The organism is Pseudomonas sp. NPDC086566 (assembly GCF_050280885.1).
GTDB classification, from domain to species: Bacteria; Pseudomonadota; Gammaproteobacteria; order Pseudomonadales; family Pseudomonadaceae; genus Aquipseudomonas; species Aquipseudomonas vlassakiae.
This window is the reverse complement of sequence record NZ_JBNNWD010000003.1, coordinates 77,586-99,441: the sequence shown is the minus strand read 5'-3', so window position 1 is coordinate 99,441 and position 21,856 is coordinate 77,586. Positions and strand designations below refer to the sequence as shown.

Sequence of the window (21,856 nt, the reverse complement as noted above, 5' to 3'; positions counted from 1 at the left end):
ATCTAACTGGCGGGGGATTCTACGCGGCTTCCGTCAATCAGGAGAGTGCCGTTTCTCGCGCCAGCAGTTGCCGTTTGCGCTCGACCCCCCAACGATAGCCGCTGATGTCGCCGTCACGGCGCACCACACGGTGGCAAGGAATGGCCACGGCGATGTGATTGGCCGCGCAGGCCATGGCCACGGCCCGCACCGCCTTAGGTGCGCCGATGCGTTCGGCAATCTCGGTATAACTGACCCGGCCACCCACCGGCACCTCGCGCAAGGCCTGCCAGACCCGCTCCTGAAAGGCGGTACCTTGCACATCCAGTGGCAGGCTCAGCCCCAGTGCCGGCGCTTCGACAAAGCCGACCACTTCGGCGACCAGCCGCTCGTAGCCGGCATCGCCACCGATGAGGCGGGCTTTGGGAAACTGGTTTTCCAACTGCTCGAGCAACACCTCGGGGTCATCACCCAACAGGATCGCGCAAATGCCCTTCTCGCTCTGGGCCACCAGAATCGCCCCGAGGGAGCACTGACCGATGGCGAAGTGGATGGTCGCTCCGGCGCCGCCTGCCCGGTACTCGCGGGGGCGCATGCCCAGGCGCTGGTCAGCGCTTTCGTAGAAACGGCTGTTGGAGTTGTAGCCGGCGTCGTAGATCGCATCGGTCACCGTACTCTGCCCGTCGCCCAGCCGCTCGCGCAGGCGCCTGGCGCGGAAGGCGCTGGCGTAGGCCTTGGGGGTGAGGCCGGTTTCGGCCTTGAACAGGCGGTGCAGATGAAAGGGGCTTACGGCCAATTGCGCGCCGAGCTGGTCGAGGCCGGGCGGGGTGTCGCTACTTTCCAACAGGCGGCAGGCGCGGGCAATCAGGTCAGCGCGACGGCTTTCACCCGGCTTGGCCATGCAGCGGCGACAGGCACGGTAGCCGGCGGCTTCGGCGCTGGCGGCGTCATTGAAGAACTCGACGTTGTCGCGCTTGGCCATGCGCGACTTGCAGCCGGGGTGGCAGTACACGCCAGTGGTGCGCACGGCGTAGACGAAGTGGCCGGCAGCAGACGTGTCACGGGACTTGACGGCTTGCCAGCGCTGGGTGTCGGTAGTGAAGGCATTCATCCGGTCAACCTCGGCTATCTGTTTCGTCTGTTCCGGCCTCTTCGCGGGCTTGCCCGCGAAAGGGCCGGCAAAGCCACTGCAAAAACATCAGGCCCGCCACAAGTACCAAGCCGCCACAGTCCTGTATGGGCTCCAGCCACCACCCAGTGAGCGCATCTGAGCCGGGGTCGGTGCCTTTTCCAGCCCCTTGAGTCGACGATACCCCTCGCGTACGCCAAAATCGTCCACCGGCAGGATATCCGAACGCTCCAGGCTGTAGATCAGCAGCATCTCGACGGTCCAGCGCCCGACGCCACGCAAAGCGATAAGCCGCTGGATCAATGCATCGTCCGATAACCCCAAGGCCTCCTCACGACCGGGCACCACACCCTCCAGGCTGGCCTGGGCGATACCCTGGATGGTCGCCAGCTTGCTCGCCGAAAAGCCGCAACCGCGCATCACCTCGGGGCTGACCGCCAGCAGTTGTTCTGGCGTCGGAAACGCCTGCCCAGGGAACAGCGCCAGCAACCGCCCGAGGATTGCCTCGGCCGCCCGCGCATGCAACTGCTGATAGGCAATCGCCCGCACCAACGCTTCATAAGGTTCGCGCCCTGGCGTTGCCTGGTGCAGGCACGGCCCGGTCACCTCGATATGCCGCGCCCAGTCAGGGTCCAGCGCTGCCAGGTAGTCGGTGGCTTCACGGTAGGCGGCGGGAGAAAGGTCGGCGAGGATCATCCGTAGCTCCTGTGGCTTCAAGGCAGGTCCAGCTTAGCCCAGCCGCTGATCGGGCAAACGCCGGATCTTGCGCCGCCAATTCTTCAGTCAGCAACGGCTCGCAACTTCCCCGCCCGGCGGTACGATTGCCGGGCAAAGCACACGAACAGCCCTGCCATCAGCGCCAGCGCCATCGGCAGCCCATGCGGCGCCACATCCATCGCCACCCCGCTCACCAGCGGCCCGACCAAGCTGCCGACGCCCCACAACAGGCCCACGCTGGCATTTGCCGTGACCAAATCCTGCCCTTTGAAGCGCTGCCCGATCAGCACCAGCGCCAGGGTGTAGATACCGCCCGCCACCGCGCCCAGCAGTACCAGCATCGGCCACAGCAGCCAAGGCACCTGCAGCAGCCATGGCAGGGCGATGCCGATGGCCATCGCCACCAGCCCGCACACCAGGTGCAACCCGGTGCGCTCGACACGGTCGGCCAGCCAGCCCAACGGCAGTTGGAACACCATGTCGCCGGCAAACACCACGGTCACCATCAGCGCCGCCACGGCCACGGCAAAACCATGGCTGCTGGCGTACACCGGCAGCAGCGACAGCACCACGGCATCGAAGAACGAAAAGAACAGCACCGCCACGCACAGCGCTGGCGCCACACGGAAAAAGCCCGCCAGGCCGAAGCTCTTCTCACCCTCATCGCCATGTTCGACATGGTCGTTGGGCACCGTCAGCACAATGCACAGCAAGGCCAGGCCATAGCCAAGGGTGACTACGCCAATGATCCAGGGGCTGTCGGCGCCAATCAACGCGATCAGGGCCGGGCCAAGCACCTGAAAGCCGGTGAAACTGGTGGCGTACAGGGCCATGATCTTGCCGCGGTTGTGGTCCGGGCACAGCTCGTTGACCCAGGACTCGCCGAGGATGATCGCGATGCCCATGCCAATGCCCAGGCCCAGGCGCAGCACGGCCAGCAGCCACAACGTATCGAACGCCGAATCAAGCAGGGCGATGCTCACGGTGCAGAGGCTGAAGCACAGCAGGTAGAGGGTGCGCCGGGTCAGGTGCCGGCAGCAGGCATCGACCATGAACGCCGAAAGCATCATGCCCGCAGCCGGGATGGCCGAGATGATGCCGATTTCCAGGGTTCCGGCCCCGGCCTCGTGCAGGCGCAACGATACCAGCGGCAGGCTGGCCCCCAGGCTGAAGCCCACTACCGATACGGCGAACAGAAGGCCCGCCAGCAAACGCATGTTCATGTACCACTCCAGGCAAAACTGAAAAGACGTGCAGATACAGGCGCCCATACGCTCGCCGGGAAGGCGGACGACGCAGAGGCGCTGGGTGTCAGTTCAGGGCTGGGTGTGGCGAGAAGGTGAAGGCGAACAGCACACTGCGGCGACGCTTGAGCACCGTATCGCTCGGCCACGCACGACGCATGGCCTGCAGAGCAGGCTGGCGGGTGTGTGGGAGGGATTGGCTACGGCGCATTGCTGTGGCTACTACGCAGGTGTGAAAAAGAGAGGCGGCACTCTAGGCCAAGCCTGACCAAGTCGTCAATTGCCCGGGGCTGCTTTGCAGCCCCCGGCGATATCAGCGCTTACCGGTGTTTGGCAGAAACACCGCCAACAGGCCGAACAAAGGCAGGAACGAGCACAGCCCATACACATACTCGATGCCACGCAGGTCAGCCAGGTACCCCAGCAGCGCCGCACCAATCCCGCCGAAGCCGAACATCAGGCCGAAGAAGATACCGGCAATCATGCCCACACTGCCCGGCACCAGCTCCTGGGCATACACCACGATCGCGGAAAACGCAGAGGCCAGAATGAAACCGATCACCACGCTGAGCACGGTCGTCCAGAACAGGTCGGCATACGGTAAAGCCAGGGTGAACGGCGCCACCCCCAGGATCGAGAACCAGATCACCGCCTTACGCCCAATACGGTCACCGATCGGCCCTCCAAAGAAGGTACCCGCCGCCACCGCGCCAAGGAAAAGGAACAAGTGCAGCTGCGAGCTGGCTACCGACAGGTCGAACTTCTCGATCAGGTAGAAGGTGAAGTAGCTGGTGAAGCTGGCCATGTAGAAGTACTTGGAGAACACCAGCAGCCCGAGCACGATCAGCGCCGCGATCACCCGCCCGCGCGAAATACCGTGGCTGGCCTGCACCGCCTTGCGTGCCTTGGCCTGGTTAAGGTGTTCCTTGTACCAGCGGCGCAGCATCAGGGTCACGGCAAAGAAAAACAGCGCCGCCACACCAAACCAGGCTACGTGAGTCTGGCCGAACGGAATCACGATGGCCGCCGCCAGCAACGGGCCGAAGGCAGAACCGGTGTTGCCGCCAACCTGGAATGTCGACTGCGCCAGGCCAAAACGGCCACCCGAGGCCAGCCGCGCGATCCGCGAGGTCTCGGGGTGGAAGGTCGACGAACCGATGCCGACCAGCGCCGAAGCCAGCAAGATCATCGGGAAGCTGCCAACGAAGGCCAGCATGACGATCCCCACCAGGGTGCACAGGGTACCCAGCGGCAACAGGTTGGGCGTGGGTCTGCGATCAGTGAAAAAGCCCACCCACGGTTGCAGCAACGAGGCGGTTATCTGAAAGGTCAGGGTGATCATGCCGATCTGGGCGAAGCTCAGGTCGTAGTTGGCCTTGAGCATCGGGTAGATCGCCGGCAATACCGACTGGATCAGGTCGTTGATCAGGTGCGCCAGTGCGCAGAAAGCGATGATGCGCATCACCAGCGGATTGGCTTGGGTCGCCGAACCGGTGCTGGCGGTGGGAGTGCTGCTGATGGTCATGAGCTTGAGTTCCGTCCGCAGGTTTGGGATCCGATTATCAGGAAACAAATAGATACATAGCTACCTTTTTTATTTGGCGGTGAGGCGTACTTGTAAATGGTTCTCAATATATTTAGCATCCCCAACCTAATTCTTCCCATAATCGCTGGGCGAAATCGCCCTCACACGAGCACACCGCCCAATGAGCCCGCTGCCCGCCACGCAGAGTCAGGTTCCGCCCGCCCGGCCACGGCCGCGTTTGCTCAAAGTCCGCCGTAGCTACCTGGGCAAGATACTGGCCGCGCTGTTCCTGCTGTTGCTCGGCGCTTTCGCCTATCTTTACTGGCCACTGATGCAACGCTTGGCCAGCGAGCTGGCCACTGATGTGGGCGAGCGCCGCAGCGTGCGCCTGGCCGACGGTTCGACGTTGCACCTGGACAGCGCCAGCGCGGTCAATGTGGACCTGCGCGGGCGCACGCGCCAACTGCACCTGGTACAAGGCCAGGTGTATCTGGAGGTGGCGCTCGATGGCCGCGCCATGGACGTTCAGGTCGACGATGCCCGTATCCAGGTGTACGGCACGCGCCTGATGGTGGCGCGGCATGCCGATCAAGATGAGCTGGTGGTGCTCAATGGCAGAGCGCTGGTTACTCAGGGCGGTGACCAGCGCATGGTGTCAGCGGGCGAGCGGGTAACCTTCACCGATGCGCGGATCCACCCAGTGCAGAAAGTCGATGAGAAGACCGTGGATGCGTGGCGCTCTGGCCGTATCGAGGCCAACGACATGCCTCTGGGGCAAGTTATCGAGCGCCTGGCCAGCTATCAGGGCCGGCGGGTCTGGCTGATGGATGAACATGCCGCCCATCGACGCGTGACGGGTAACTTCAATCTCGACCGCCCAGGCGAAACCCTCGCGGGACTGGCTGCCGAGCAGGATTTGCAGCTGTACGGCGTGCTTGGGCAGTGGTTGATCGTCCGCTGAAACCGGGGGCGGTCGCTAAGTTTTTGAAAGCGTGCAATTTTTTTTTGAAATGAGTGTTGACACAGGTCCATCACAAGGGAATAATGCGCCCCATCGGCTACATAGCTCAGTTGGTTAGAGCATAGCATTCATAATGCTGGGGTCCGGGGTTCAAGTCCCTGTGTAGCCACCAAATCTGAAAAGGGCTTACCGCAAGGTAAGCCCTTTTCTTTTGCCTGTAGAAAAGCCCAGCCCCTCAGCGCACCCCGGCGACCGCCACAGCCAGACCCAAGCCGATCAGCGCCACACCGATCACGCGGTCGACCAGCCGCTGCCTTGCAATGATCAATGCACGCAACCCCGCACGGGAAAACAGTAACGCCACCAGGCTGAACCAGGCCCAGTGAGCGAACGACATGAATGCCCCATAGGCGAAGTCCATTGCCAACGAGCTGCCCGGCCGCACCACTTGGGTGTAGGCGCTCACGACAAACAGCATGGTCTTTGGGTTGAGGGCATTGGTCACGAACCCTGTGCGCAACGCAGCTGGCACACCGGATTGCGCCACCTCCCCTTCCAGGCTGATTCGCGCGGTATTGGTCAGCGACTGATAACCCAGGTAGATCAAGTAGCCCGCACCGAGCACTTTCATGGCCAGGAACAGCGCCGGGCTCTGGCTGATGACCACGGCGATCCCCAATACCGTGTACAGCACATGCACCTGCACGCCCAGGGCAATCCCCACCGCAGCAGCCAGTCCGGCCTTGCGGCCCAGAGCATAACTGCTGCGAGTGACCAGGGCGAAGTCGGCACCGGGACTGATGACGGCCAGGAGCGTGAACAGGGCGACGGCGATGAGTTCGGTCATTGGGTGAGTCTCGATAGGCGATGAAATTGCACACATGCGGCGATTATCGAGTGGACGATGAACATAAAAAATCGATTTAAAGTGAGGCAAATCTGATAGCTTTCCTCACATATATGCACTGCTTGATCCAGCCTCTTCGCGGGCACGCTCGCTCCCACAAGGATCATCAGCGGCCTCAAGCTCGAGGCGTACCTGTGGGAGCGGGCGTGCCCGCGAAGAGGCCGGCCAGCCAAACAGGGACCCCATGAAACTGCCAGCGCTCACCGCCTTCCGCTACTTCGACATCGCCGCCGAAACCGAAAGCTTCGTCCGCGCCGCCGAGCGCCTGCATGTCACTCACGGTGCTGTCAGCCGCCAAGTGCGCCTGCTCGAGGAAAGCCTGGGCGTCGAACTGTTCGAACGGCGCAACCGGGCGATCTTCCTCACCCCTGCCGGCCGGGCACTGCACGGCACCACCCAGGCGATCTTCGAACAGCTCGAAGGCGCCGTGCAGCGCCTGCAACAGCAGGAACGCGACAACGTGCTGGTGCTGTCGTGCGAGCCGACTATCGCAATGCGCTGGCTGATCCCGCGCCTGCCGCGCTTCCACGCCGCGCATCCAGACCTGCAATTGCACCTGGTGGCTGCCGGAGGCCCGGTGGACTTCGCCCGCAGCGGGGCCGACCTGGCACTACGCCGCGATGACTTCCATTGGCCACCGACCTTGCATAGCCTGAAGATCTGCGATGAGTGGATCGGCCCGGTCAGTCGCACCCCAACCGACAACCTGGACGGCCGACGCCTCCTGCACAGCAACACCCGCCCCAATGCCTGGCCCACCTGGCTACTCCTGAGCGGGCAGCAGGCAACCCACAGTGAACGCAGCGACTTCGAACACTTCTACCTGTCGCTACAGGCCGCCAGTGCCGGCCTGGGCCTGGCCATCGCCTCGGCATTGATGGTGAGCGACGAACTCGACAGCGGCCAGTTGCAGGCCCCGTTCGGCTTTCTGCGTGATGGCTCGGCCTATCACCTGCTCAGCTCACATCCACTAACGGATGGCGGGAAGCGCCGGCGTTTCGCCAAATGGGTCATGAGTGAATGCCAGGCTTGCCTCAGTCACCTGGGCTTGCTGCAAAACGACGAGCCTGATCCGCCATCCGCACCCCAGGTGCGATAACCCGCAGTATCGATGTGGATGCGCCCGCTGGGATAGCGCCCGAGCCCCATGTTCCAGGCCTGGCCATGCTGCTGCCAGAAGCGGCAAAGCGGATTGGGGTCGGCCCAGGCCGGCAGCAGGATATCGACCGCGAAAGCGCGGGTATGGGCACTGCCCACGGCACCTCCCGCGCAGCGATTGAGATCCGGATTGCGATAGCCCGACACCACTTCGAACTGGCGCAAGATACCTTGCCCGCCGAGGGTATTGACCAACGCCAACGTGGAACGCACTGCCGGCCAGTTGCTGGCCGGCGGCACCGCAAACGGCGAGGCATGGCACTGCTTCCAGTCCGACGCCGTTCGTAGCAGCTGATGGATCGGGACCACACCATAGAGGCGCGCATCCACCAGCATCTCGCGAAACGGCCGGGTTTGATGATCACCGGCCCACTGCGCGAACATCCACACGTCGCGCTCGTCTGCCATCACCCCTGTGCTCGACAGCACACCCGCTACCAATAGCAGCCTGCTCGCTCTTCTCATCCACATGCTCCCTGCCCCAGTATGAGCGCGGCCGTCACATCGGACGGCCACTCACAAGGAGTTAAGCATGCACAAGACTGCCGCAACGAGCCTCGCCGCCCTCGCCTTCAGCGGCCTGGCCATGGCGGATGCGCGCATCGACCTGGGCGACGCCCAGCGCGTTACCCGCCTGTTCGCCTTCCCCAACAATTGCCACGTGATCTGCTACCGCGACTGGACGCTGGAACAGACTGTCGAGCACTACCTGACCCAGAGCGTACGCCGTGACGGCCACGCCAACGCCCAGGTGCACGTCAGCCGTGACCACGACCGGCTGCACGCCACCATCAGCGACGTGCCCGCCAACTATGCCGAACCCCTGCGCAAGCTGCTCGACAGTGGCGAGCTGGCCTACACGGGCGCCACCCAGCTGAACAAGGAGGGCAAATGGTCCTACGACTGGTACCTGTTCCTGCCGCTGGGCATGGCCCTGCAGAATCGCCGCAGCATCGAGCTGCTGCACTTCCCGCCAGACTATTCACTGACCCAGGCACAGGACTACCTGCGTTCCAACACGACCGACCGCTGGGCCGAACTGCTGACCTTCAACGGCGTCGACGCCAGCCAGACCCCGGCCTACCAGACCATCATCGACATCGCCCCGATCGCCGCCCCGGCCAGCGCGGGAGCAGCCCTGACAGACACCTATGGCTACTTCAAGGACTATCAGCTGCGCATGGTCAAGGAAATGACCTTGCAAAGCGCTGCCAAACCGCTACCAATGGTCGCGTTCGGCGCCCCGGTACGTAACTGGATCCAGCAGCAGTACGGCCCGCAGGTGGGTGTGCTAGGCCTGGTCAGCATCAGCCCGCAACCGGGTGCACAAGTGCCGGTGCTAGGCGCCAACCACCCTAGCGCAATCTGGTATGCAGCGGACAAGGACAGCCATGGCGGCGACCAGGACGCGGCCGATGCTGCGGGTTTGAAAATGATGGGGCAGGATTTGACGGCGGCCTGCTGGCAGGCGGGTATGGGGCGTAACCCGGGGGCCGAAGCGAAGATGACCTTGGACGCCTGCTCGAACAAGTGGCAGGTGACGCAGAAAAAGCAGACCTGCGAGCTGTTCTTCCGCACCGTGCGCAAGTACACCCCAGAGCAGGCGGCGGCGAAGTGCAATACCGGGGAAATGAGCAGAAGCCTGCGGGACCTGCGCAAGCCGCTAAACACTCAGTGACATGCACGCCCCCACAAATGAACTGTAAGGTGCATAATCCTGACCACTACTCAGCCCCGTACGCGATGATTCAGTTCAGCGGCTGTTGGGGTGAAGAAACCGGCCTTGCGCCGTTTTTTTCGTTTGCGGAGCACATACGTTGGAATAGCAGCCGAGCACAGGCGTGGAAGGCAACCGGATTGCGTTGGCATTGAGACCGAGCGCCGCCCGCGCGGCGCATCGCGAGCTTTGCTCGCTCCTACGTTTGTTTTTGGCCAGTAACGCCTGTGACAGGCGCGCGCGACCGCCTTGTTGGTACGACACGATATTGAGTCAAGCGCCAAGGCGCTCGCGCGCAAATCCCACAGGAATAATTGGCCCGAAACAAACGTAGGAGCGAGCAAAGCTCGCGATGCGCCGCGCGGGCGGCGCTCGATCTCACAGGCCCCGAGAAGCTCAAGACGAGCCTTCGACGGTGCCAGCTTACCTACTCAGTCCTCAAGCAGGGTACAAGCCATCACCAGCGCATCTTCACGCCCACCCGCGACCGGGTAGTAATCGCGACGCCGGCCGATCTCATTGAAGCCATAGCGCTCGTACAAGCGATAGGCCGACTGATTACTCGCCCGCACCTCAAGGAAGCACTCACGACCATTGAGCTGGTAGGCCCGCGCCATCAGGTGTTCAAGCAGCTTCAGCCCCAGCCCGCGCCCCTGGTTCTCGGGTTTGACGGTAATGTTGAGCAGATGCGCCTCATCAATGATCACATTGATCACCCCATGCCCCACCTGCTGCTGCCCGTCGAACATCAGCCACACTTCGTAGGACTTGAGCGCATCCTGGAAAATCCCGCGGGTCCAGGGATGACTGAACGCGGCATATTCGATCTTAAGCACGGCATCCAGATCCGCCTCGGTCATCAGGCGGAAACTGATCGAGTCACTCATTCAACGCTCTTCCAGCGCGCCATCAGCTGGCGCATCGCTTGCCAGACGTCCGCCTTGCGCTGCGGCTCGTCCATCAACAGTTCAAGGCCTGGCAACGCCCAGGCGTCACCCAGGCCATCGACCTTCAGTACTTGGTAATAAGCCGCCTCGTCGGCGCTGGCCGCGTAACGCATGGCCGGCAAGCCGATCAGCCACAGCACGCTGCAGGGGGTCTGCTCCAGGCGCGCCTGGATGAAGCCGCGGACGAAATCCCGTGCGGCATCCGGGCCCTGGTCCATGTTGCCGCGCACCAGCAGCGGCCAGCGCACCGGCTCGCCGATGATCTGCGGCGCATCGGGCAGGCCGGCGGCACGCAGCATGTCCTTGAGCAACAGATAGGATGGGTCGCGACTCTGGAAAGGCTGACCGGTAGCCAGTTCGACCAGCAGCAGGCAGCTGCCGGCACGCAGCAACTGCAGCGAGAAGCGCGGTGGTGGCACCGGGGCCGGACGTGACGCCGGGGCCTCTTGCTCGGCTTCGACTGGCTTGGCAGCGACCTTGGGCGTGCTGCCCGGGCGCGGAATCTCGATTTTCGGCCGTTCGCCGGAGCGGGCCTGGGGCGCGGCCGGGGCTTCGCTGGAGGCCGGCGCAGAGGGCCGAACCTCCAAATCGATTTCCTCTACCGGCGCCTGCGGCAACAGCAGCTCGGGGCGCGACGGCGCGGCGAACGGCAATTCGGCACGCGGCAGCCAATGCACCACTTGCATGGCGGAAAGGTAGGCGCGGCGGCGGGGCTCGGTCAGCAAGGCTCGGGGATCCGGGGTTCGAAACGTCGCACATTCTAACGTTGTTGGCCGGGCTGCGCTGCAACTGGTCGGCGGAAATTTGTTGCCCACACCCGCGAAGAGGCCTGCAAATCCCCTACAAGGGACAAGGTTATCGCGCATTACAGACCAAGGGGTGAAATCCTCCCCCCCGGATGAAGTACAATCGCCCCCTTTTTACTTGGCAACGAGTAGACGCCAATGATCGAACCCAAGCGCGTCCTGCGCGCCCTAGCCGAACACTGGGCCCTGATCGAGCCGCTGTGCGAGCGTTTCGACCAAGGCACCCTGAGCCTGGTGGAGCTGCGCCAGCAACTGAGCCGCCAGCAGGTGGAAAGCACGCCGCAGGACATCACCCAGCTGCTCGACGTGTGGATCCGCCTGGACATCCTGGTGCCGGTGGCCAAAAGCCCGAACCGCTTCGAGCTCAACGCCCAGATCCACGACTTCCTCGCCTACCTGCGCCGCGAGCACCGGCTGGGCCTGTGCCTGGAGATCGAGGCCTACCTGCGCCACCTGGAGCGCCTGGCCGGGCATATCCAGGATGCATTCGACAACCGCGACAGCGACGACCTGGCGCGTCAGCTGCGCCTGCTCGACATGCGCGTGCGCGACGTGCTGAAGAAGCTCGACAACGACGAGCAGGCGCTGGTCGCCGTGGCCGAGCGGGCCAAGACCAGCAATCGCCAGATTCCGCTGCGCCAGCGCTACGCCGAAGTACTGGCGACCTGGGACGAATACGTTGAGCCGATGATCCAGCTGGTGAACGCCGACGGCGCGTTCGAGCAAGGCGTGCGCAAGGTCGAAACCGTGTTGCTGAAGCTGCTCGGCGAACAGGCGCGCCTGGGCCACCTGGTCGACGATGACATGCTGCTGCGCACCCACGCGCGCATCCTGGAAATGCAGACCAGCGCCCAGCTGACCCTGCGCCACGCCCGCGAACTGTTGCTGCCGCTGCGTGAAGAAGCGCGCCGGCACAACGCCGTGACCCGCGGTGCCGCGCTGGCGCTGTCGTTGATCCGGCGCAAGGGCATCGATGCCGTGCCGCAAGCCGCCATGCCGCTGTTCACCCGCCCGCAGAGCACCTTCCTCGGCAGCGCCAGCCAGGTCGAGGCCTACGTCTATGCCCTGGCCCGCTTCGAGCCGAAACCGGCCAAGTTTCCCAAGGCGCACAAGACCCAGAAAGGCCCGCTGCCGCGTGCACCACGCACGGTCAAAGAAATGCTCGAGCGCTGCGAAGACGCCCTGCCGCTGCCAGACCTGATGGTCTGGTTGCTGGATCAGGAACCCGAAGGCGCCACCGACGAACTGCTGTACTGGTTCTCGCGCCTGTCGCGAGAGAAGCGCTTCAAGCGCGAACGCCTGGAACGGCGCGAGTACACCACCCACGAACACCTGGTCAGCCTGCGCTCGTTCGCCCTGACGTCCAGCCGCGAAGCGCAACCTGAAACCCACGCGAGCCCAGCCAATGCATCTTGATCTTTCCGAACTGTCCCAGCTCGCGCCGATCTTCCGCGAGCTGTTCAAGGGCTTCCACGTCAGCCGCCGCGACCCTGAAATGTACGCCCAGCTGTCGAACTTCCAGGACCAGTACCGCACCCTGTTCAAGGCCCTGGGCTTCGAGCTGGTGTGCGACACCCGCGGCTTCTACTACTTCGTCCCCGAGCAGGCCGCCGCGCAGGTCAACAAGACTGCCCAGCGCCTGTCGCTGTTCACCTTCATCATCGTCGAACACCTGGCCGACCAGGGCCGCGACCCGATGGCCGTACTCGACGGCGGCAGCATCGGCCGCGACGAGCTGCCCTCGCTGCTGGACAAGTACCGCGACCTGTTCCTCCAGGCCGAAGTGCAGACCGTCGACGAGCTGGAAGAAAAGATCATGCGCCGCATGACCCAGCTCGGCTTCGCCCATGAAGAAGGCGGCATCTACCGCTTCCTGCCGCCGATGCACCGCTTCCTCGACGTCTGCCTGTCGGTGCAGCAGGACCGCGACCTGGCCGCCAGCCTGCACAGCGACCTGCCCTTGCCGGTGCCGGTGCTGGTCGAGGAAGAAAGCCCGGAACAACTCAACCGCACCGACGACCCGCTCGACCTCACCCCGTTCGACGGCGAAGAAAGCGAAGAGGACGCCCTGGCCCGGGCCATCCGCGAAGAGCAACAGGAGATTGACGCATGAGCCAGGAACGCTACGGCATCCGCCGCTTCGCACTGCTCAACACTGCCGGTTACAGCCTTGGCCTGTTCCCGCTTGAACACCCGCTGTCGGTGTACGGCGCCAACAACCTGGGTAAATCGGCGTCGATCAACGCCCTGCAGTTCCCGATCCTGGCGCGCATGTCCGACATGAGCTTCGGCAAGTACAGCCTGGAGCAGTCGCGCCGGTTCTATTTCGCCAGCGACACCTCGTACATCCTCTGCGAACTGAACCTGCCCCACGGCCCGCACGTGATCGGCGTGGTCGGCCGCGGCCCGGGCGGCGGTTTCGGCCACCAGTTCTTCGCCTACAAGGGCGAGCTGGACCTGGCCCACTACCAGAAGAACGACACCTGCCTGCGCCAGAAAGAGCTGTTCACCAACCTCGAGCGCCTGGGCCTGAAGGCCTACGAGCTCAAGCCCGACGAACTGCGCCGGCTGCTGGTCGGCGGCCACACTTCGTGCCCGCTGGACCTGACCCTGATCCCGCTGCGCTCCACCAGCGAGCAGAGCCTGAAAACCTTCCGCGCACTGTTCATCAACCTGCTGCACATGCGCGAGATCACAGCGGCCAAGCTCAAGCAGCTGTTCCTCGACGCCTTCGAGCACAGCCTGCGCTCGGGCAGCGTCGACTACATCGCCGCCTGTGAAGAAGCCTTCCGCGACGTGCGCCGCATGGAGCAGGACTACAACGCCCTGGTCGCCGCAGGCCCGCTGGTCGAGGCCCTGGCCGGCGGCGTAGCCCAGCGCGACATCCTGCGCGGCAAGTTGCACCGCCTTTCGCCACTGCTCGACAACCTGCTGGGCACCTGGCAGGAATACGCCATGGCACGCAAGGAAGAACTGGTGATCCAGGCCGAGCACTACCGTGGCGAACAGGACCGCCTGCAAAACGACCAGCGTGGCGGTACCCAGGAGCTGATGCGCCTGGAGCGTGAAATCACCGGCATCCAGCGCTGGCTCGGCGAGCTGTCGGTACTCAAGCACCGCTTCGCCCTGGTCGACGACGTCAAGGTGCTGGAACAGGGCCTGCTGGCCGCCAAGGACGCCCACGACGAACTGGCCGGCGCCCTGGCGCAGTCGCGCCAATTCAGCGCCGAAGACCTCGACGAGCGCGTACGCGACCTGGAAAAACGCCTGAAGCAGGTCAAGCAGCAGCTCGACCACGCCGACAACAACAGCTACGCCCGCCTGCGCGAAGAATTCTCGCAGCAGGACGTCGACCGCCTGATGCGCCTGTTCAACGGCGCACTGTTCAGCTTGCCGCTGGGCGAGCGCGGCATCGAGCTGGACGACAGCGACCTGTGGGTGAAGTCCCTGGAAGCCGTGCTCGACGGCTTCAAAGGCGAGCGTTTCGAGGCCCCTGGCCTGTCCATCGACCTCTCCAACATCGACCCGCCAGCCCTGCAGGCCCTGGCCGACCGCGCCGCCCTGCGCGACCAGAAGGAGCGCCTGGAAAAAGAGCTCAAGCAGCTCAAGACCCAGCAGCAGGTCGCCGCCGACCGTACCGCCTCCAAGGCGCAGACAGAAGCCCTGTACCAGGAAGTGCTGGACGCCCAGAAGGCCCTGGAAGACTACCGCCGCAGCGAAACCCTGAGTGCCGAAGAGCCCGAGAAGCTGGAGCAACTGGCGCAGCTGGAAGCCGCCCAGGACGAGCTCAAGCGCTCCAGCGACGCCTTCACCGAGCGCGTCCAGCAGCTGTCGGCCAAGCTGCAACTGGTCGGCCGCCAGATCGGCGACCTGGAATCCAAGCAGCGCACCCTGGAAGACGCCTTGCGCCGCCGTCAGCTGCTGCCTGCCGACCTGCCTTACGGCACGCCTTTCATGGAAGAAGTCGATGATTCCATGGACAACCTGCTGCCGATGCTCAACGACTATCAGGACAGCTGGCAGGCCCTGCAACGCGTCGACAACCAGATCGAGGCGCTGTACGCCCAGGTGCGCCTCAAGGGCGTGGCCAAGTTCGACAGCGAGGACGACATGGAGCGCCGCCTGCAGCTGCTGGTGAACGCCTACGCGCACCGCACCGACGAAGCCCTGACCCTGGCCAAGGCGCGCCGCGCCGCGGTCACCGACATCGCCCGGACCCTGCGCAACATCCGCAGCGACTACGACAGCCTCGAGCACCAGCTGGCCCTGTTCAACCGCGAGATCAACAAGCGCCAGGTGTCCAACCTGGAAAGCTTCCGCGTAGTACTGGCACCGAACAAGGAAGCGCTCAAGCACATCGACCAGATCATCCACAGCGCCGGCCAGTACGAGGAAGGCGAGACCCTGTCGGTGTTCGATCTGACCCAGAGCGCCGAGCAGGACAACAAGAACGAAGAGGCCAAGGAGTACCTGGCGCGGCTGGTGGCTGCAAACCACAACCAGCTGGGCCTGAAGGACCTGTTCGAGCTGGCGTTCGAGATCACCAAGGTCAACGGCCAACCGATCATCCACGCCGACATCGACGGCGCGGCGTCCAACGGCACCACCATGACCATCAAGGCGCTGACCAACATGTACCTGTTGTTGCACCTGATGGACCGTGACCTGGCCGGGCGCATTCGCCTGCCGTACTACCTCGACGAGGCGGCGGACATCGACGAACGCAACCAGGCCGCACTGCTGGAAACCAGCCTGCAACTGGGCTTCGTGCCGATTCTGGCGAGCGTGAAGCCGCAGGTGTCGGCGCGCGTGGCGATCGACCTGGAAGGTGGCAGCGGGCCGAATGGCATCTACATCGACGAGGCCGACTGGAAGTACATCAGCCGGCTGGATGAGGTGAAGGCGGTTGTGCGTGAGGATCAGGCCGAAGAGCTGGCCTGAGGTAATTGGGGCCGCTTTGCGGCCCTTCGCGGTTTCAATGGCTCCAAGGCAGGATCGGGATCGCCGTCACCGCATTCTGCGGGCTGCCTTCAATCATGCGGTCGCTGTACACCAGATAAACCAGCGTATTGCGCTTCTTGTCGAGGAAGCGCACCACCTGCATGGTCTTGAATACCAGCGAGGTGCGCTCCTTGAACACCTCCTCACCGTCCTTCAGTTCACCCTTGAAGTTGATCGGCCCGACCTGACGGCAGGCAATCGAGGCCTCCGCCCGATCTTCCGCCAACCCCAGCCCACCCTTCACGCCGCCTGTCTTGGCCCGCGACAGGTAGCAAGTCACACCCTCGACCTTGGGATCATCGAACGCCTCGACCACGATGCGATCATTCGGCCCGAGGAACTTGAACACAGTGGACACCTGGCCGATCTCCTCGGCCCCGGCCAGCACCGGCAGGGCAAGGACCGCCATCGCAATGACCCGCTTGAGCCGCTTCATACCAGCACCAGGTTGTCGCGGTGCACCAGCTCCGGCTCGGCGATGTAGCCCAGCAACGCCTCGATCTGATCGGACGGCTGGCCGATAATCTTCTGCGCTTCCAGTGCGCTGTAGTTGGCCAGGCCACGGGCCACTTCGACACCATCCGGGCCGACGCAGACCACCATCTCGCCACGGCGGAAACTGCCCTGCACGGTCTTCACGCCGACCGGCAGCAGGCTCTTGTTCGCCTCGCGCAGCGCCTGGACGGCACCTGCGTCGAGCACCAGGGTGCCGCGGGTCTGCAGGTGGCCAGCCAGCCACTGCTTGCGTGCCGCCAGCATGCCGCGTTCTGGCGACAACAGCGTACCCAGGCGCTCACCAGCCTTCAGGCGATCCAGCACGCGCTCGATGCGGCCACCGATGATGATCGTGTGCGCGCCGGAACGGGCGGCCAGGCGCGCGGCGCGCAGCTTGGTCTGCATGCCGCCCCGGCCCAGCGCCCCACCGGTACCTCCGGCCACGGCGTCGAGCGACGGGTCGTCGGCACGGGCTTCGTAGATCAGCTGGGCTTCGGGGTTGTTGCGCGGGTCGGCGTCGAACATGCCGTCGCGGTCGGTGAGGATGACCAGCAGGTCGGCTTCCACCAGGTTGGCCACCAGCGCGGCCAAGGTGTCGTTGTCGCCGAAGCGAATCTCGTCGGTGACCACGGTGTCGTTTTCGTTGATCACCGGTACCACGCCCAGGTCAACCAGGGTACGCAGGGTGCTGCGGGCGTTCAGGTAACGCTTGCGGTCAGACAGGTCGTCGTGGGTCAGGAGAATCTGCGCGGTGTGTTTGCCGTGCTCGCCGAAGCTCGTTTCCCAGGCCTGCACCAGGCGCATCTGGCCGATCGAGGCAGCGGCCTGCAACTCGTTCATTGCACTCGGTCGCGAAGTCCAGCCCAGCTGGCTCATGCCGGCAGCCACGGCCCCGGAGGAGACCAGTACCAACTCCACGCCTGCTTCACGCAGCGCGACCATCTGCTCGACCCATACGGCCATGGCGCCGCGGTCGAGGCCCTTGCCATCAGCGGTCAGCAGGGCACTGCCAATCTTCACGACCCAGCGCTTGGCGCCCGTCACCTTGCTTCGCATCTTCTTCCAACCTATGTCGAATCTGTAGATACCGTGGATACAAAAACGCCGCTCCCGAGAGCGGCGTTTAGTGTACTGCAACCGGTCAGTCGCGCACGTAAATGATTTCCGGGCCGTCTTCGTCGTCCTCGAAATCATCGTCCCAGGCATCGTCGTCATCGCCGATGTCGTGCACGCTCTTGACGCCGGTACGACGCAGGGTACGGGCGTCGTCCAGGGCCTGCAGCTGGGCGCGGGCTTCGTCTTCGATACGCTGGTCCAGTTCAGCCAGTTCCTCGGCGTAGGCCGGGTCATTGGCCAGGCGGTCGGCGCGGTCTTCGATGTAGCGCATCAGGTCGTGGCTGAGCTGCTCGGTACCCTGCTTGGAGATCGCCGAGATCACGTAGACCGGGCCTTCCCACTGCAGGCGCTCGATGACTTCCTTGACCCGCTCTTCGCGTTCGTCTTCCATCAGCATGTCGGACTTGTTCAGTACCAGCCAGCGCTCGCGGTCGGTCAGCGACGGGCTGAAGCGGGTCAGCTCGTTGATGATGACTTCAGCGGCATCGGCCGGGCTGCTGCCGTCCAGCGGCGCCAGGTCGACCAGGTGCAGCAGCACGCGGGTACGCGCCAGGTGCTTGAGGAAGCGGATACCCAGGCCGGCACCGTCGGAGGCGCCTTCGATCAGGCCGGGAATGTCGGCGATGACGAAGCTCTTCCAGCGGTCGACGCTGACTACGCCCAGGTTAGGTACCAGGGTCGTGAACGGGTAGTCGGCGACCTTCGGCTTGGCGGCCGAAACCGAGCGGATGAAGGTGCTCTTGCCCGCATTCGGCAGGCCGAGCAGGCCGACGTCGGCCAGGACCTTCAGCTCCATCTTCAGGTCGCGCTGTTCACCTGGCTTGCCCGGTGTGGTCTGGCGCGGCGCGCGGTTGGTGCTGGACTTGAAGCGGGTGTTACCCAGGCCGTGCCAGCCGCCCTGGGCGACCATCAGCTTCTGACCTGGAGTCACCAGGTCACCGATCACTTCCTGGGTCGAGGCATCGATCACGGTGGTGCCGACAGGCACGCGCAGGAACAGGTCCTCGCCCTTCTTGCCGGTGCAATCGGTGCTGCCGCCATTGGAGCCGCGCTGGGCTTCGTGGTGACGGGTGTAGCGGTAGTCGACCAGGGTGTTGAGGTTTTCGTCGGCAACCATGTACACCGAGCCACCGTCACCACCGTCGCCGCCGTTGGGGCCGCCGTTCTCGATGAACTTCTCGCGGCGGAAGCTCATGCAACCGTTACCGCCGTCACCGGCCTTGACCCGGATGGATACTTCGTCAACAAACTTCATTCAAAACCGCCTCTCGCCTGCGGGCGAGCTGAATACTGAAAAACCTGAGGCTCTTGCAAAAATGAGCGCGGCGGCCCCGTACGACCGTAGAAACCCACGCCGGCAGCCCATACAAACAGCTTTGCAAGAGGCTCACCACAAACGAAAAAGCCCCGTCGCGTGACGGGGCTTCTGGAGCGACGTCGCGATTAAGCGGCGACGATGCTCACGTAACGGCGCATGAACTCGCCTTTCTTCTCGAACTTGATCACGCCTTCGATCTTGGCGAACAAGGTGTGGTCCTTGCCCATGCCAACGCCGTAGCCAGCGTGGAATTCGGTGCCGCGCTGACGGACGATGATGTTGCCTGGCTTGATGACCTGGCCGCCATACATCTTCACGCCAAGGCGTTTCGATTCTGAGTCGCGACCGTTACGAGTACTACCACCAGCCTTCTTGTGAGCCATGGTTCAATTCTCCAAATAAATTCAGGGGACCGAGGCGATTAAGCCTGGATACCGGTGATTTTGATCTCGGTGAACCACTGGCGGTGGCCCATACGCTTCATGTGGTGCTTACGACGACGGAACTTGATGATGCGAACCTTGTCGTGACGGCCTTGCGAAACGACTTCGGCAACCACTTTAGCGCCGGCGACGACTGGTGCGCCGATGGTGACTTCTTCACCGTTGGCAACCAGCAGGACGCGGTCGAAAGTCACGGATTCGCCAGTGGCGACTTCCAGCTTTTCGATCTTGAGGAATTCACCTTCAGCGACTTTGTACTGCTTGCCGCCGGTAACGATTACTGCGTAAGACATGGTATTTCTCCGATAATCCTGCTCACCCAGCGCTTTATATGATGAGTATTGGCTGGCATGGCTGCATGGGGCTGGAACGGCCCTGTGCAATTGCGTAAGGCAGGTGCTGCCCAGGAAGTTAGGGTGCGCGATTGTACGCAACCCCGGTTTTGCTTGCAAGTCCCGCCCCCTGCCAGCGGGCACCGCGCCTTGACACACCGGGACCCGCGACCTAGCATGCCGCGCAACCTCACTGGAGCAGCCGATGCAACCCCAAACCTTCTACCGCGCGGTAGCTGAAGATTTCAGCGCCGTCGACGAGATCATCAAGAAGCAGCTGACCTCGCGCGTGCCGCTGGTATCGAAGATCGGCGACTATATCACGTCGGCCGGTGGCAAGCGCCTGCGTCCACTGCTGGTCCTGCTGTGTGGCAAGGCCCTGGGCCGTGAAGGCGCCGACCTGCGCCTGCTGGCCGCGACCATCGAGTTCCTGCACACCGCCACCTTGCTGCACGACGACGTGGTCGACATGTCCGGCATGCGCCGTGGCCGCTCCACCGCCAACGCCCTGTGGGGCAACGCGCCGAGCGTCCTGGTGGGCGATTTCCTCTATTCGCGTTCGTTCGAGATGATGGTCGAACTGGGCTCGATGCCGGTCATGCAGATCCTCTCCAAGGCCACCCGGGTAATCGCCGAGGGCGAAGTGCTGCAGCTGTCGCGGGTACGCGATGCCAGCACCACCGAAGAAGTTTACATGGACGTCATCCGCGGCAAGACCGCCATGCTGTTCGAAGCCTCGACCCACAGCGCCGCGGCACTGGCCGAAGCCAGCGAAGCGCAGCGCGAAGCCCTGCGCACCTTTGGCGACCACCTTGGTGTGGCCTTCCAGTTGGTCGACGACCTGCTCGACTACGAAGGCGATGCCGAAGCCCTGGGCAAGAACGTCGGCGACGACCTGGCCGAAGGCAAGCCGACCCTGCCCCTGATCTACACCATGCGCGAAGGGACGCCGGAGCAGGCGGCACTGGTGCGCAAGGCGATCCAGAAGGGTGGCCTGGAAGACCTGGAGCAGATTCGCGAGGCCGTCAACGCCTCGGGCGCACTGAAGTACACCGCCGAGCTGGCGCGTGACTACGTCAAGCGCGCCATCGAATGCCTGGAAGTGCTGCCAGCCAGTGAATACCGGGATGCGCTGGTAGAACTGAGCGAGTTTGCTGTCGCACGTACTCACTGACAGATCGAGTCGCCTTCATTCGCGGGTAAACCCGCTCCCACAGATTGTGCAAACTCTGTGGGGGCGGTTTTACCCGCTTTGCATTTGTCCGGACAAAAATACTTCTCGCGCTAGACCTTATACAATATGGGCCTTTAACCGCCTGTCTGTTTAAGGAACCGAAGTGAGCACTCTGCCACCCTGCCCCAAATGCAACTCCGAATACACCTACGAGGATGGCAGCCAGCTGATCTGCCCTGAGTGCGCCCACGAGTGGTCGGCCAGCGGCGAAGCCGAAGCGGCCAGCGATGACGTGGTGAAGAAGGACTCGGTGGGCAACGTCCTGCAGGACGGCGATACCGTTACCGTGATCAAGGACCTCAAGGTCAAGGGCTCGTCCCTGGTGGTCAAGGTCGGCACCAAGGTCAAGAACATCCGCCTGTGCGATGGCGACCACGACATCGACTGCAAGATCGATGGCATCGGTGCCATGAAGCTCAAGTCGGAATTCGTGCGTAAGGTCTGATTACAAAATCTGCCAATTGGCGCTTGCTATTCTGATAATAAGAATTATTCTCATTGGAGCCGCTTTCCAAGGAGAATCGCCATGACTTATCTGATCGACGCCTGGCTGGACCGCCCCCACCCCTATCTGCGCATTCTTCATCGGGAAACCGGTGAGGTGTGCGCAGTGCTCGAAGAAGAAGCACTGGACGAGCTGCGCGACCAGGGCGACCTGGATCTGTGCGGGCTGAATTCGAGTGAACCGGTGGTGCTCAAGGAGCTGGTGCGCAACCTGTTTCTGTTCTGCTATGCGCGGGCCTTGCGCCCAGGGGGAACAGACTGGAATTGAGGCTGGCTTCACCGGCCTCTTCGCGGGCAAGCCCGCTCCCACAGGGATCACACGG

Annotated in this window: 22 protein-coding genes, 1 tRNA gene and 1 pseudogene; 10 read left to right on the top strand and 14 right to left on the bottom strand. The window is 63.5% G+C overall.

From position 1 onward, the window contains the following. Positions 1 to 37 precede the first annotated feature (37 nt). The 5 genes from ada to ACQKPS_RS07685 all read right to left on the bottom strand — a co-directional run bounded on the left by ada (position 38) and on the right by ACQKPS_RS07685 (position 4,594). Positions 38 to 1,090 (bottom strand): bifunctional DNA-binding transcriptional regulator/O6-methylguanine-DNA methyltransferase Ada, encoded by a 1,053-nt coding sequence (gene ada, locus ACQKPS_RS07705; protein WP_427603452.1) that lies wholly within the window; start codon positions 1,088 to 1,090, stop codon positions 38 to 40. 87 nt (positions 1,091 to 1,177) lie between these two features. Continuing rightward, positions 1,178 to 1,804, bottom strand: a complete 627-nt coding sequence (locus ACQKPS_RS07700; RefSeq protein WP_427603450.1) for a DNA-3-methyladenine glycosylase family protein — start codon at positions 1,802 to 1,804, stop codon at positions 1,178 to 1,180. An 83-nt stretch (positions 1,805 to 1,887) separates the two neighbouring features. Then, the gene (locus ACQKPS_RS07695; RefSeq protein ID WP_427603448.1) at positions 1,888 to 3,048 is read right to left on the bottom strand and encodes an MFS transporter; all 1,161 of its coding nucleotides are present in this window, start codon (positions 3,046 to 3,048) and stop codon (positions 1,888 to 1,890) included. 88 nt (positions 3,049 to 3,136) lie between these two features. Continuing rightward, the gene (locus ACQKPS_RS07690) at positions 3,137 to 3,280 is read right to left on the bottom strand and encodes a hypothetical protein (RefSeq protein WP_176506899.1); all 144 of its coding nucleotides are present in this window, start codon (positions 3,278 to 3,280) and stop codon (positions 3,137 to 3,139) included. A gap of 102 nt (positions 3,281 to 3,382) precedes the next feature. After that, positions 3,383 to 4,594: an MFS transporter gene (locus tag ACQKPS_RS07685; RefSeq protein WP_427603445.1), complete on the bottom strand. Its 1,212-nt coding sequence runs from the start codon at positions 4,592 to 4,594 to the stop codon at positions 3,383 to 3,385. Positions 4,595 to 4,796: 202 nt separating this feature from the next. Here ACQKPS_RS07685 and ACQKPS_RS07680 point away from each other — a divergent pair. Then, positions 4,797 to 5,555 (top strand): annotated as a pseudogene (locus tag ACQKPS_RS07680) (FecR family protein); the annotation flags it as partial. 95 nt (positions 5,556 to 5,650) lie between these two features. After that, positions 5,651 to 5,727 (top strand) — tRNA-Met (locus ACQKPS_RS07675). Positions 5,728 to 5,790: 63 nt separating this feature from the next. On the opposite strand, the gene ACQKPS_RS07670 is transcribed toward ACQKPS_RS07675, so the two are convergent. After that, complete coding sequence (locus tag ACQKPS_RS07670; protein WP_254483130.1) at positions 5,791 to 6,402, bottom strand: LysE family translocator; 612 nt, start codon at positions 6,400 to 6,402, stop codon at positions 5,791 to 5,793. 244 nt (positions 6,403 to 6,646) lie between these two features. Between ACQKPS_RS07670 and ACQKPS_RS07665 the strand changes: the two genes are divergently transcribed. Next, on the top strand, positions 6,647 to 7,561 hold the full coding sequence (locus ACQKPS_RS07665) for a LysR family transcriptional regulator (protein ID WP_427603443.1): 915 nt from the start codon (positions 6,647 to 6,649) through the stop codon (positions 7,559 to 7,561). Here the strand turns inward: ACQKPS_RS07665 and ACQKPS_RS07660 are convergent. Beyond that, positions 7,501 to 8,085, bottom strand: coding sequence for a D-Ala-D-Ala carboxypeptidase family metallohydrolase (locus ACQKPS_RS07660; RefSeq protein ID WP_254483128.1), 585 nt, complete (start codon positions 8,083 to 8,085; stop codon positions 7,501 to 7,503). The genes ACQKPS_RS07665 and ACQKPS_RS07660 overlap by 61 nt on opposite strands. 67 nt (positions 8,086 to 8,152) lie before the next feature. Between ACQKPS_RS07660 and ACQKPS_RS07655 the strand changes: the two genes are divergently transcribed. After that, positions 8,153 to 9,298 (top strand): hypothetical protein, encoded by a 1,146-nt coding sequence (locus ACQKPS_RS07655; RefSeq protein ID WP_427603441.1) that lies wholly within the window; start codon positions 8,153 to 8,155, stop codon positions 9,296 to 9,298. 470 nt (positions 9,299 to 9,768) lie between these two features. Here ACQKPS_RS07655 and rimI read toward each other — a convergent pair whose 3' ends face one another. Continuing rightward, the gene (gene rimI / locus ACQKPS_RS07650) at positions 9,769 to 10,224 is read right to left on the bottom strand and encodes a ribosomal protein S18-alanine N-acetyltransferase (RefSeq protein WP_054887607.1); all 456 of its coding nucleotides are present in this window, start codon (positions 10,222 to 10,224) and stop codon (positions 9,769 to 9,771) included. Further along, the gene (locus ACQKPS_RS07645) at positions 10,221 to 11,009 is read right to left on the bottom strand and encodes an energy transducer TonB (RefSeq protein WP_427603438.1); all 789 of its coding nucleotides are present in this window, start codon (positions 11,007 to 11,009) and stop codon (positions 10,221 to 10,223) included. The genes rimI and ACQKPS_RS07645 overlap by 4 nt, the downstream gene beginning before the upstream one ends. 219 nt (positions 11,010 to 11,228) lie before the next feature. Here ACQKPS_RS07645 and mksB point away from each other — a divergent pair, with 219 nt between their 5' ends. The 3 genes from mksB to mksF are packed head-to-tail and all read left to right on the top strand — an operon-like array spanning position 11,229 to position 16,031. Continuing rightward, on the top strand, positions 11,229 to 12,506 hold the full coding sequence (gene mksB / locus ACQKPS_RS07640; protein ID WP_427603437.1) for an Mks condensin complex protein MksB: 1,278 nt from the start codon (positions 11,229 to 11,231) through the stop codon (positions 12,504 to 12,506). Continuing rightward, positions 12,496 to 13,203 carry an Mks condensin complex protein MksE gene (gene mksE, locus ACQKPS_RS07635; protein ID WP_054887604.1) on the top strand — a complete coding sequence of 236 codons (708 nt, stop codon included), beginning with the start codon at positions 12,496 to 12,498 and terminating at the stop codon, positions 13,201 to 13,203. Before mksB ends, mksE begins: the two co-directional genes overlap by 11 nt. Beyond that, positions 13,200 to 16,031 (top strand): Mks condensin complex protein MksF, encoded by a 2,832-nt coding sequence (mksF, locus tag ACQKPS_RS07630; protein ID WP_254483122.1) that lies wholly within the window; start codon positions 13,200 to 13,202, stop codon positions 16,029 to 16,031. Before mksE ends, mksF begins: the two co-directional genes overlap by 4 nt. Before the next feature lie 34 nt (positions 16,032 to 16,065). Here mksF and ACQKPS_RS07625 read toward each other — a convergent pair whose 3' ends face one another. The 5 genes from ACQKPS_RS07625 to rplU form a co-directional block, all read right to left on the bottom strand. Continuing rightward, on the bottom strand, positions 16,066 to 16,527 hold the full coding sequence (locus tag ACQKPS_RS07625; RefSeq protein ID WP_254483119.1) for a CreA family protein: 462 nt from the start codon (positions 16,525 to 16,527) through the stop codon (positions 16,066 to 16,068). Then, entirely contained in the window at positions 16,524 to 17,642 is a 1,119-nt protein-coding gene (gene proB, locus ACQKPS_RS07620; RefSeq protein ID WP_054887601.1) for a glutamate 5-kinase, read from the bottom strand. The genes ACQKPS_RS07625 and proB overlap by 4 nt, the downstream gene beginning before the upstream one ends. A gap of 85 nt (positions 17,643 to 17,727) precedes the next feature. Continuing rightward, positions 17,728 to 18,957, bottom strand: coding sequence for an Obg family GTPase CgtA (gene cgtA / locus ACQKPS_RS07615; RefSeq protein ID WP_054887600.1), 1,230 nt, complete (start codon positions 18,955 to 18,957; stop codon positions 17,728 to 17,730). A gap of 188 nt (positions 18,958 to 19,145) precedes the next feature. Next, complete coding sequence (gene rpmA, locus ACQKPS_RS07610; RefSeq protein WP_003247464.1) at positions 19,146 to 19,403, bottom strand: 50S ribosomal protein L27; 258 nt, start codon at positions 19,401 to 19,403, stop codon at positions 19,146 to 19,148. Between the two features lie 38 nt (positions 19,404 to 19,441). After that, positions 19,442 to 19,756 (bottom strand): 50S ribosomal protein L21, encoded by a 315-nt coding sequence (gene rplU, locus ACQKPS_RS07605; RefSeq protein ID WP_003247466.1) that lies wholly within the window; start codon positions 19,754 to 19,756, stop codon positions 19,442 to 19,444. Positions 19,757 to 20,000: 244 nt separating this feature from the next. On the opposite strand from rplU, the gene ACQKPS_RS07600 reads away from it, so the two are divergent. From ACQKPS_RS07600 to ACQKPS_RS07590, 3 genes are all read left to right on the top strand, one after another. Further along, positions 20,001 to 20,969 (top strand): polyprenyl synthetase family protein, encoded by a 969-nt coding sequence (locus ACQKPS_RS07600; protein WP_099815048.1) that lies wholly within the window; start codon positions 20,001 to 20,003, stop codon positions 20,967 to 20,969. 163 nt (positions 20,970 to 21,132) lie between these two features. Continuing rightward, positions 21,133 to 21,474, top strand: coding sequence for a zinc ribbon domain-containing protein YjdM (locus ACQKPS_RS07595; protein WP_054887598.1), 342 nt, complete (start codon positions 21,133 to 21,135; stop codon positions 21,472 to 21,474). Between the two features lie 81 nt (positions 21,475 to 21,555). Further along, complete coding sequence (locus ACQKPS_RS07590) at positions 21,556 to 21,801, top strand: hypothetical protein (RefSeq protein WP_254483116.1); 246 nt, start codon at positions 21,556 to 21,558, stop codon at positions 21,799 to 21,801. Positions 21,802 to 21,856: the final 55 nt, after the last annotated feature.

Excerpts from the sequence above, each read along its gene's own strand:
- ada (WP_427603452.1), bottom strand. The coding sequence starts at position 1,090 with ATGAATGCCTTCACTACCGACACCCAGCGCTGGCAAGCCGTCAAGTCC.
- ACQKPS_RS07700 (WP_427603450.1), bottom strand. The coding sequence starts at position 1,804 with ATGATCCTCGCCGACCTTTCTCCCGCCGCCTACCGTGAAGCCACCGAC.
- ACQKPS_RS07695 (WP_427603448.1), bottom strand. The coding sequence starts at position 3,048 with ATGAACATGCGTTTGCTGGCGGGCCTTCTGTTCGCCGTATCGGTAGTG.
- ACQKPS_RS07690 (WP_176506899.1), bottom strand. The coding sequence starts at position 3,280 with ATGCGCCGTAGCCAATCCCTCCCACACACCCGCCAGCCTGCTCTGCAG.
- ACQKPS_RS07685 (WP_427603445.1), bottom strand. The coding sequence starts at position 4,594 with ATGACCATCAGCAGCACTCCCACCGCCAGCACCGGTTCGGCGACCCAA.
- ACQKPS_RS07670 (WP_254483130.1), bottom strand. The coding sequence starts at position 6,402 with ATGACCGAACTCATCGCCGTCGCCCTGTTCACGCTCCTGGCCGTCATC.
- ACQKPS_RS07665 (WP_427603443.1), top strand. The coding sequence starts at position 6,647 with ATGAAACTGCCAGCGCTCACCGCCTTCCGCTACTTCGACATCGCCGCC.
- ACQKPS_RS07660 (WP_254483128.1), bottom strand. The coding sequence starts at position 8,085 with ATGAGAAGAGCGAGCAGGCTGCTATTGGTAGCGGGTGTGCTGTCGAGC.
- ACQKPS_RS07655 (WP_427603441.1), top strand. The coding sequence starts at position 8,153 with ATGCACAAGACTGCCGCAACGAGCCTCGCCGCCCTCGCCTTCAGCGGC.
- rimI (WP_054887607.1), bottom strand. The coding sequence starts at position 10,224 with ATGAGTGACTCGATCAGTTTCCGCCTGATGACCGAGGCGGATCTGGAT.
- mksB (WP_427603437.1), top strand. The coding sequence starts at position 11,229 with ATGATCGAACCCAAGCGCGTCCTGCGCGCCCTAGCCGAACACTGGGCC.
- mksE (WP_054887604.1), top strand. The coding sequence starts at position 12,496 with ATGCATCTTGATCTTTCCGAACTGTCCCAGCTCGCGCCGATCTTCCGC.
- mksF (WP_254483122.1), top strand. The coding sequence starts at position 13,200 with ATGAGCCAGGAACGCTACGGCATCCGCCGCTTCGCACTGCTCAACACT.
- ACQKPS_RS07625 (WP_254483119.1), bottom strand. The coding sequence starts at position 16,527 with ATGAAGCGGCTCAAGCGGGTCATTGCGATGGCGGTCCTTGCCCTGCCG.
- proB (WP_054887601.1), bottom strand. The coding sequence starts at position 17,642 with ATGCGAAGCAAGGTGACGGGCGCCAAGCGCTGGGTCGTGAAGATTGGC.
- cgtA (WP_054887600.1), bottom strand. The coding sequence starts at position 18,957 with ATGAAGTTTGTTGACGAAGTATCCATCCGGGTCAAGGCCGGTGACGGC.
- rpmA (WP_003247464.1), bottom strand. The coding sequence starts at position 19,403 with ATGGCTCACAAGAAGGCTGGTGGTAGTACTCGTAACGGTCGCGACTCA.
- rplU (WP_003247466.1), bottom strand. The coding sequence starts at position 19,756 with ATGTCTTACGCAGTAATCGTTACCGGCGGCAAGCAGTACAAAGTCGCT.
- ACQKPS_RS07600 (WP_099815048.1), top strand. The coding sequence starts at position 20,001 with ATGCAACCCCAAACCTTCTACCGCGCGGTAGCTGAAGATTTCAGCGCC.
- ACQKPS_RS07590 (WP_254483116.1), top strand. The coding sequence starts at position 21,556 with ATGACTTATCTGATCGACGCCTGGCTGGACCGCCCCCACCCCTATCTG.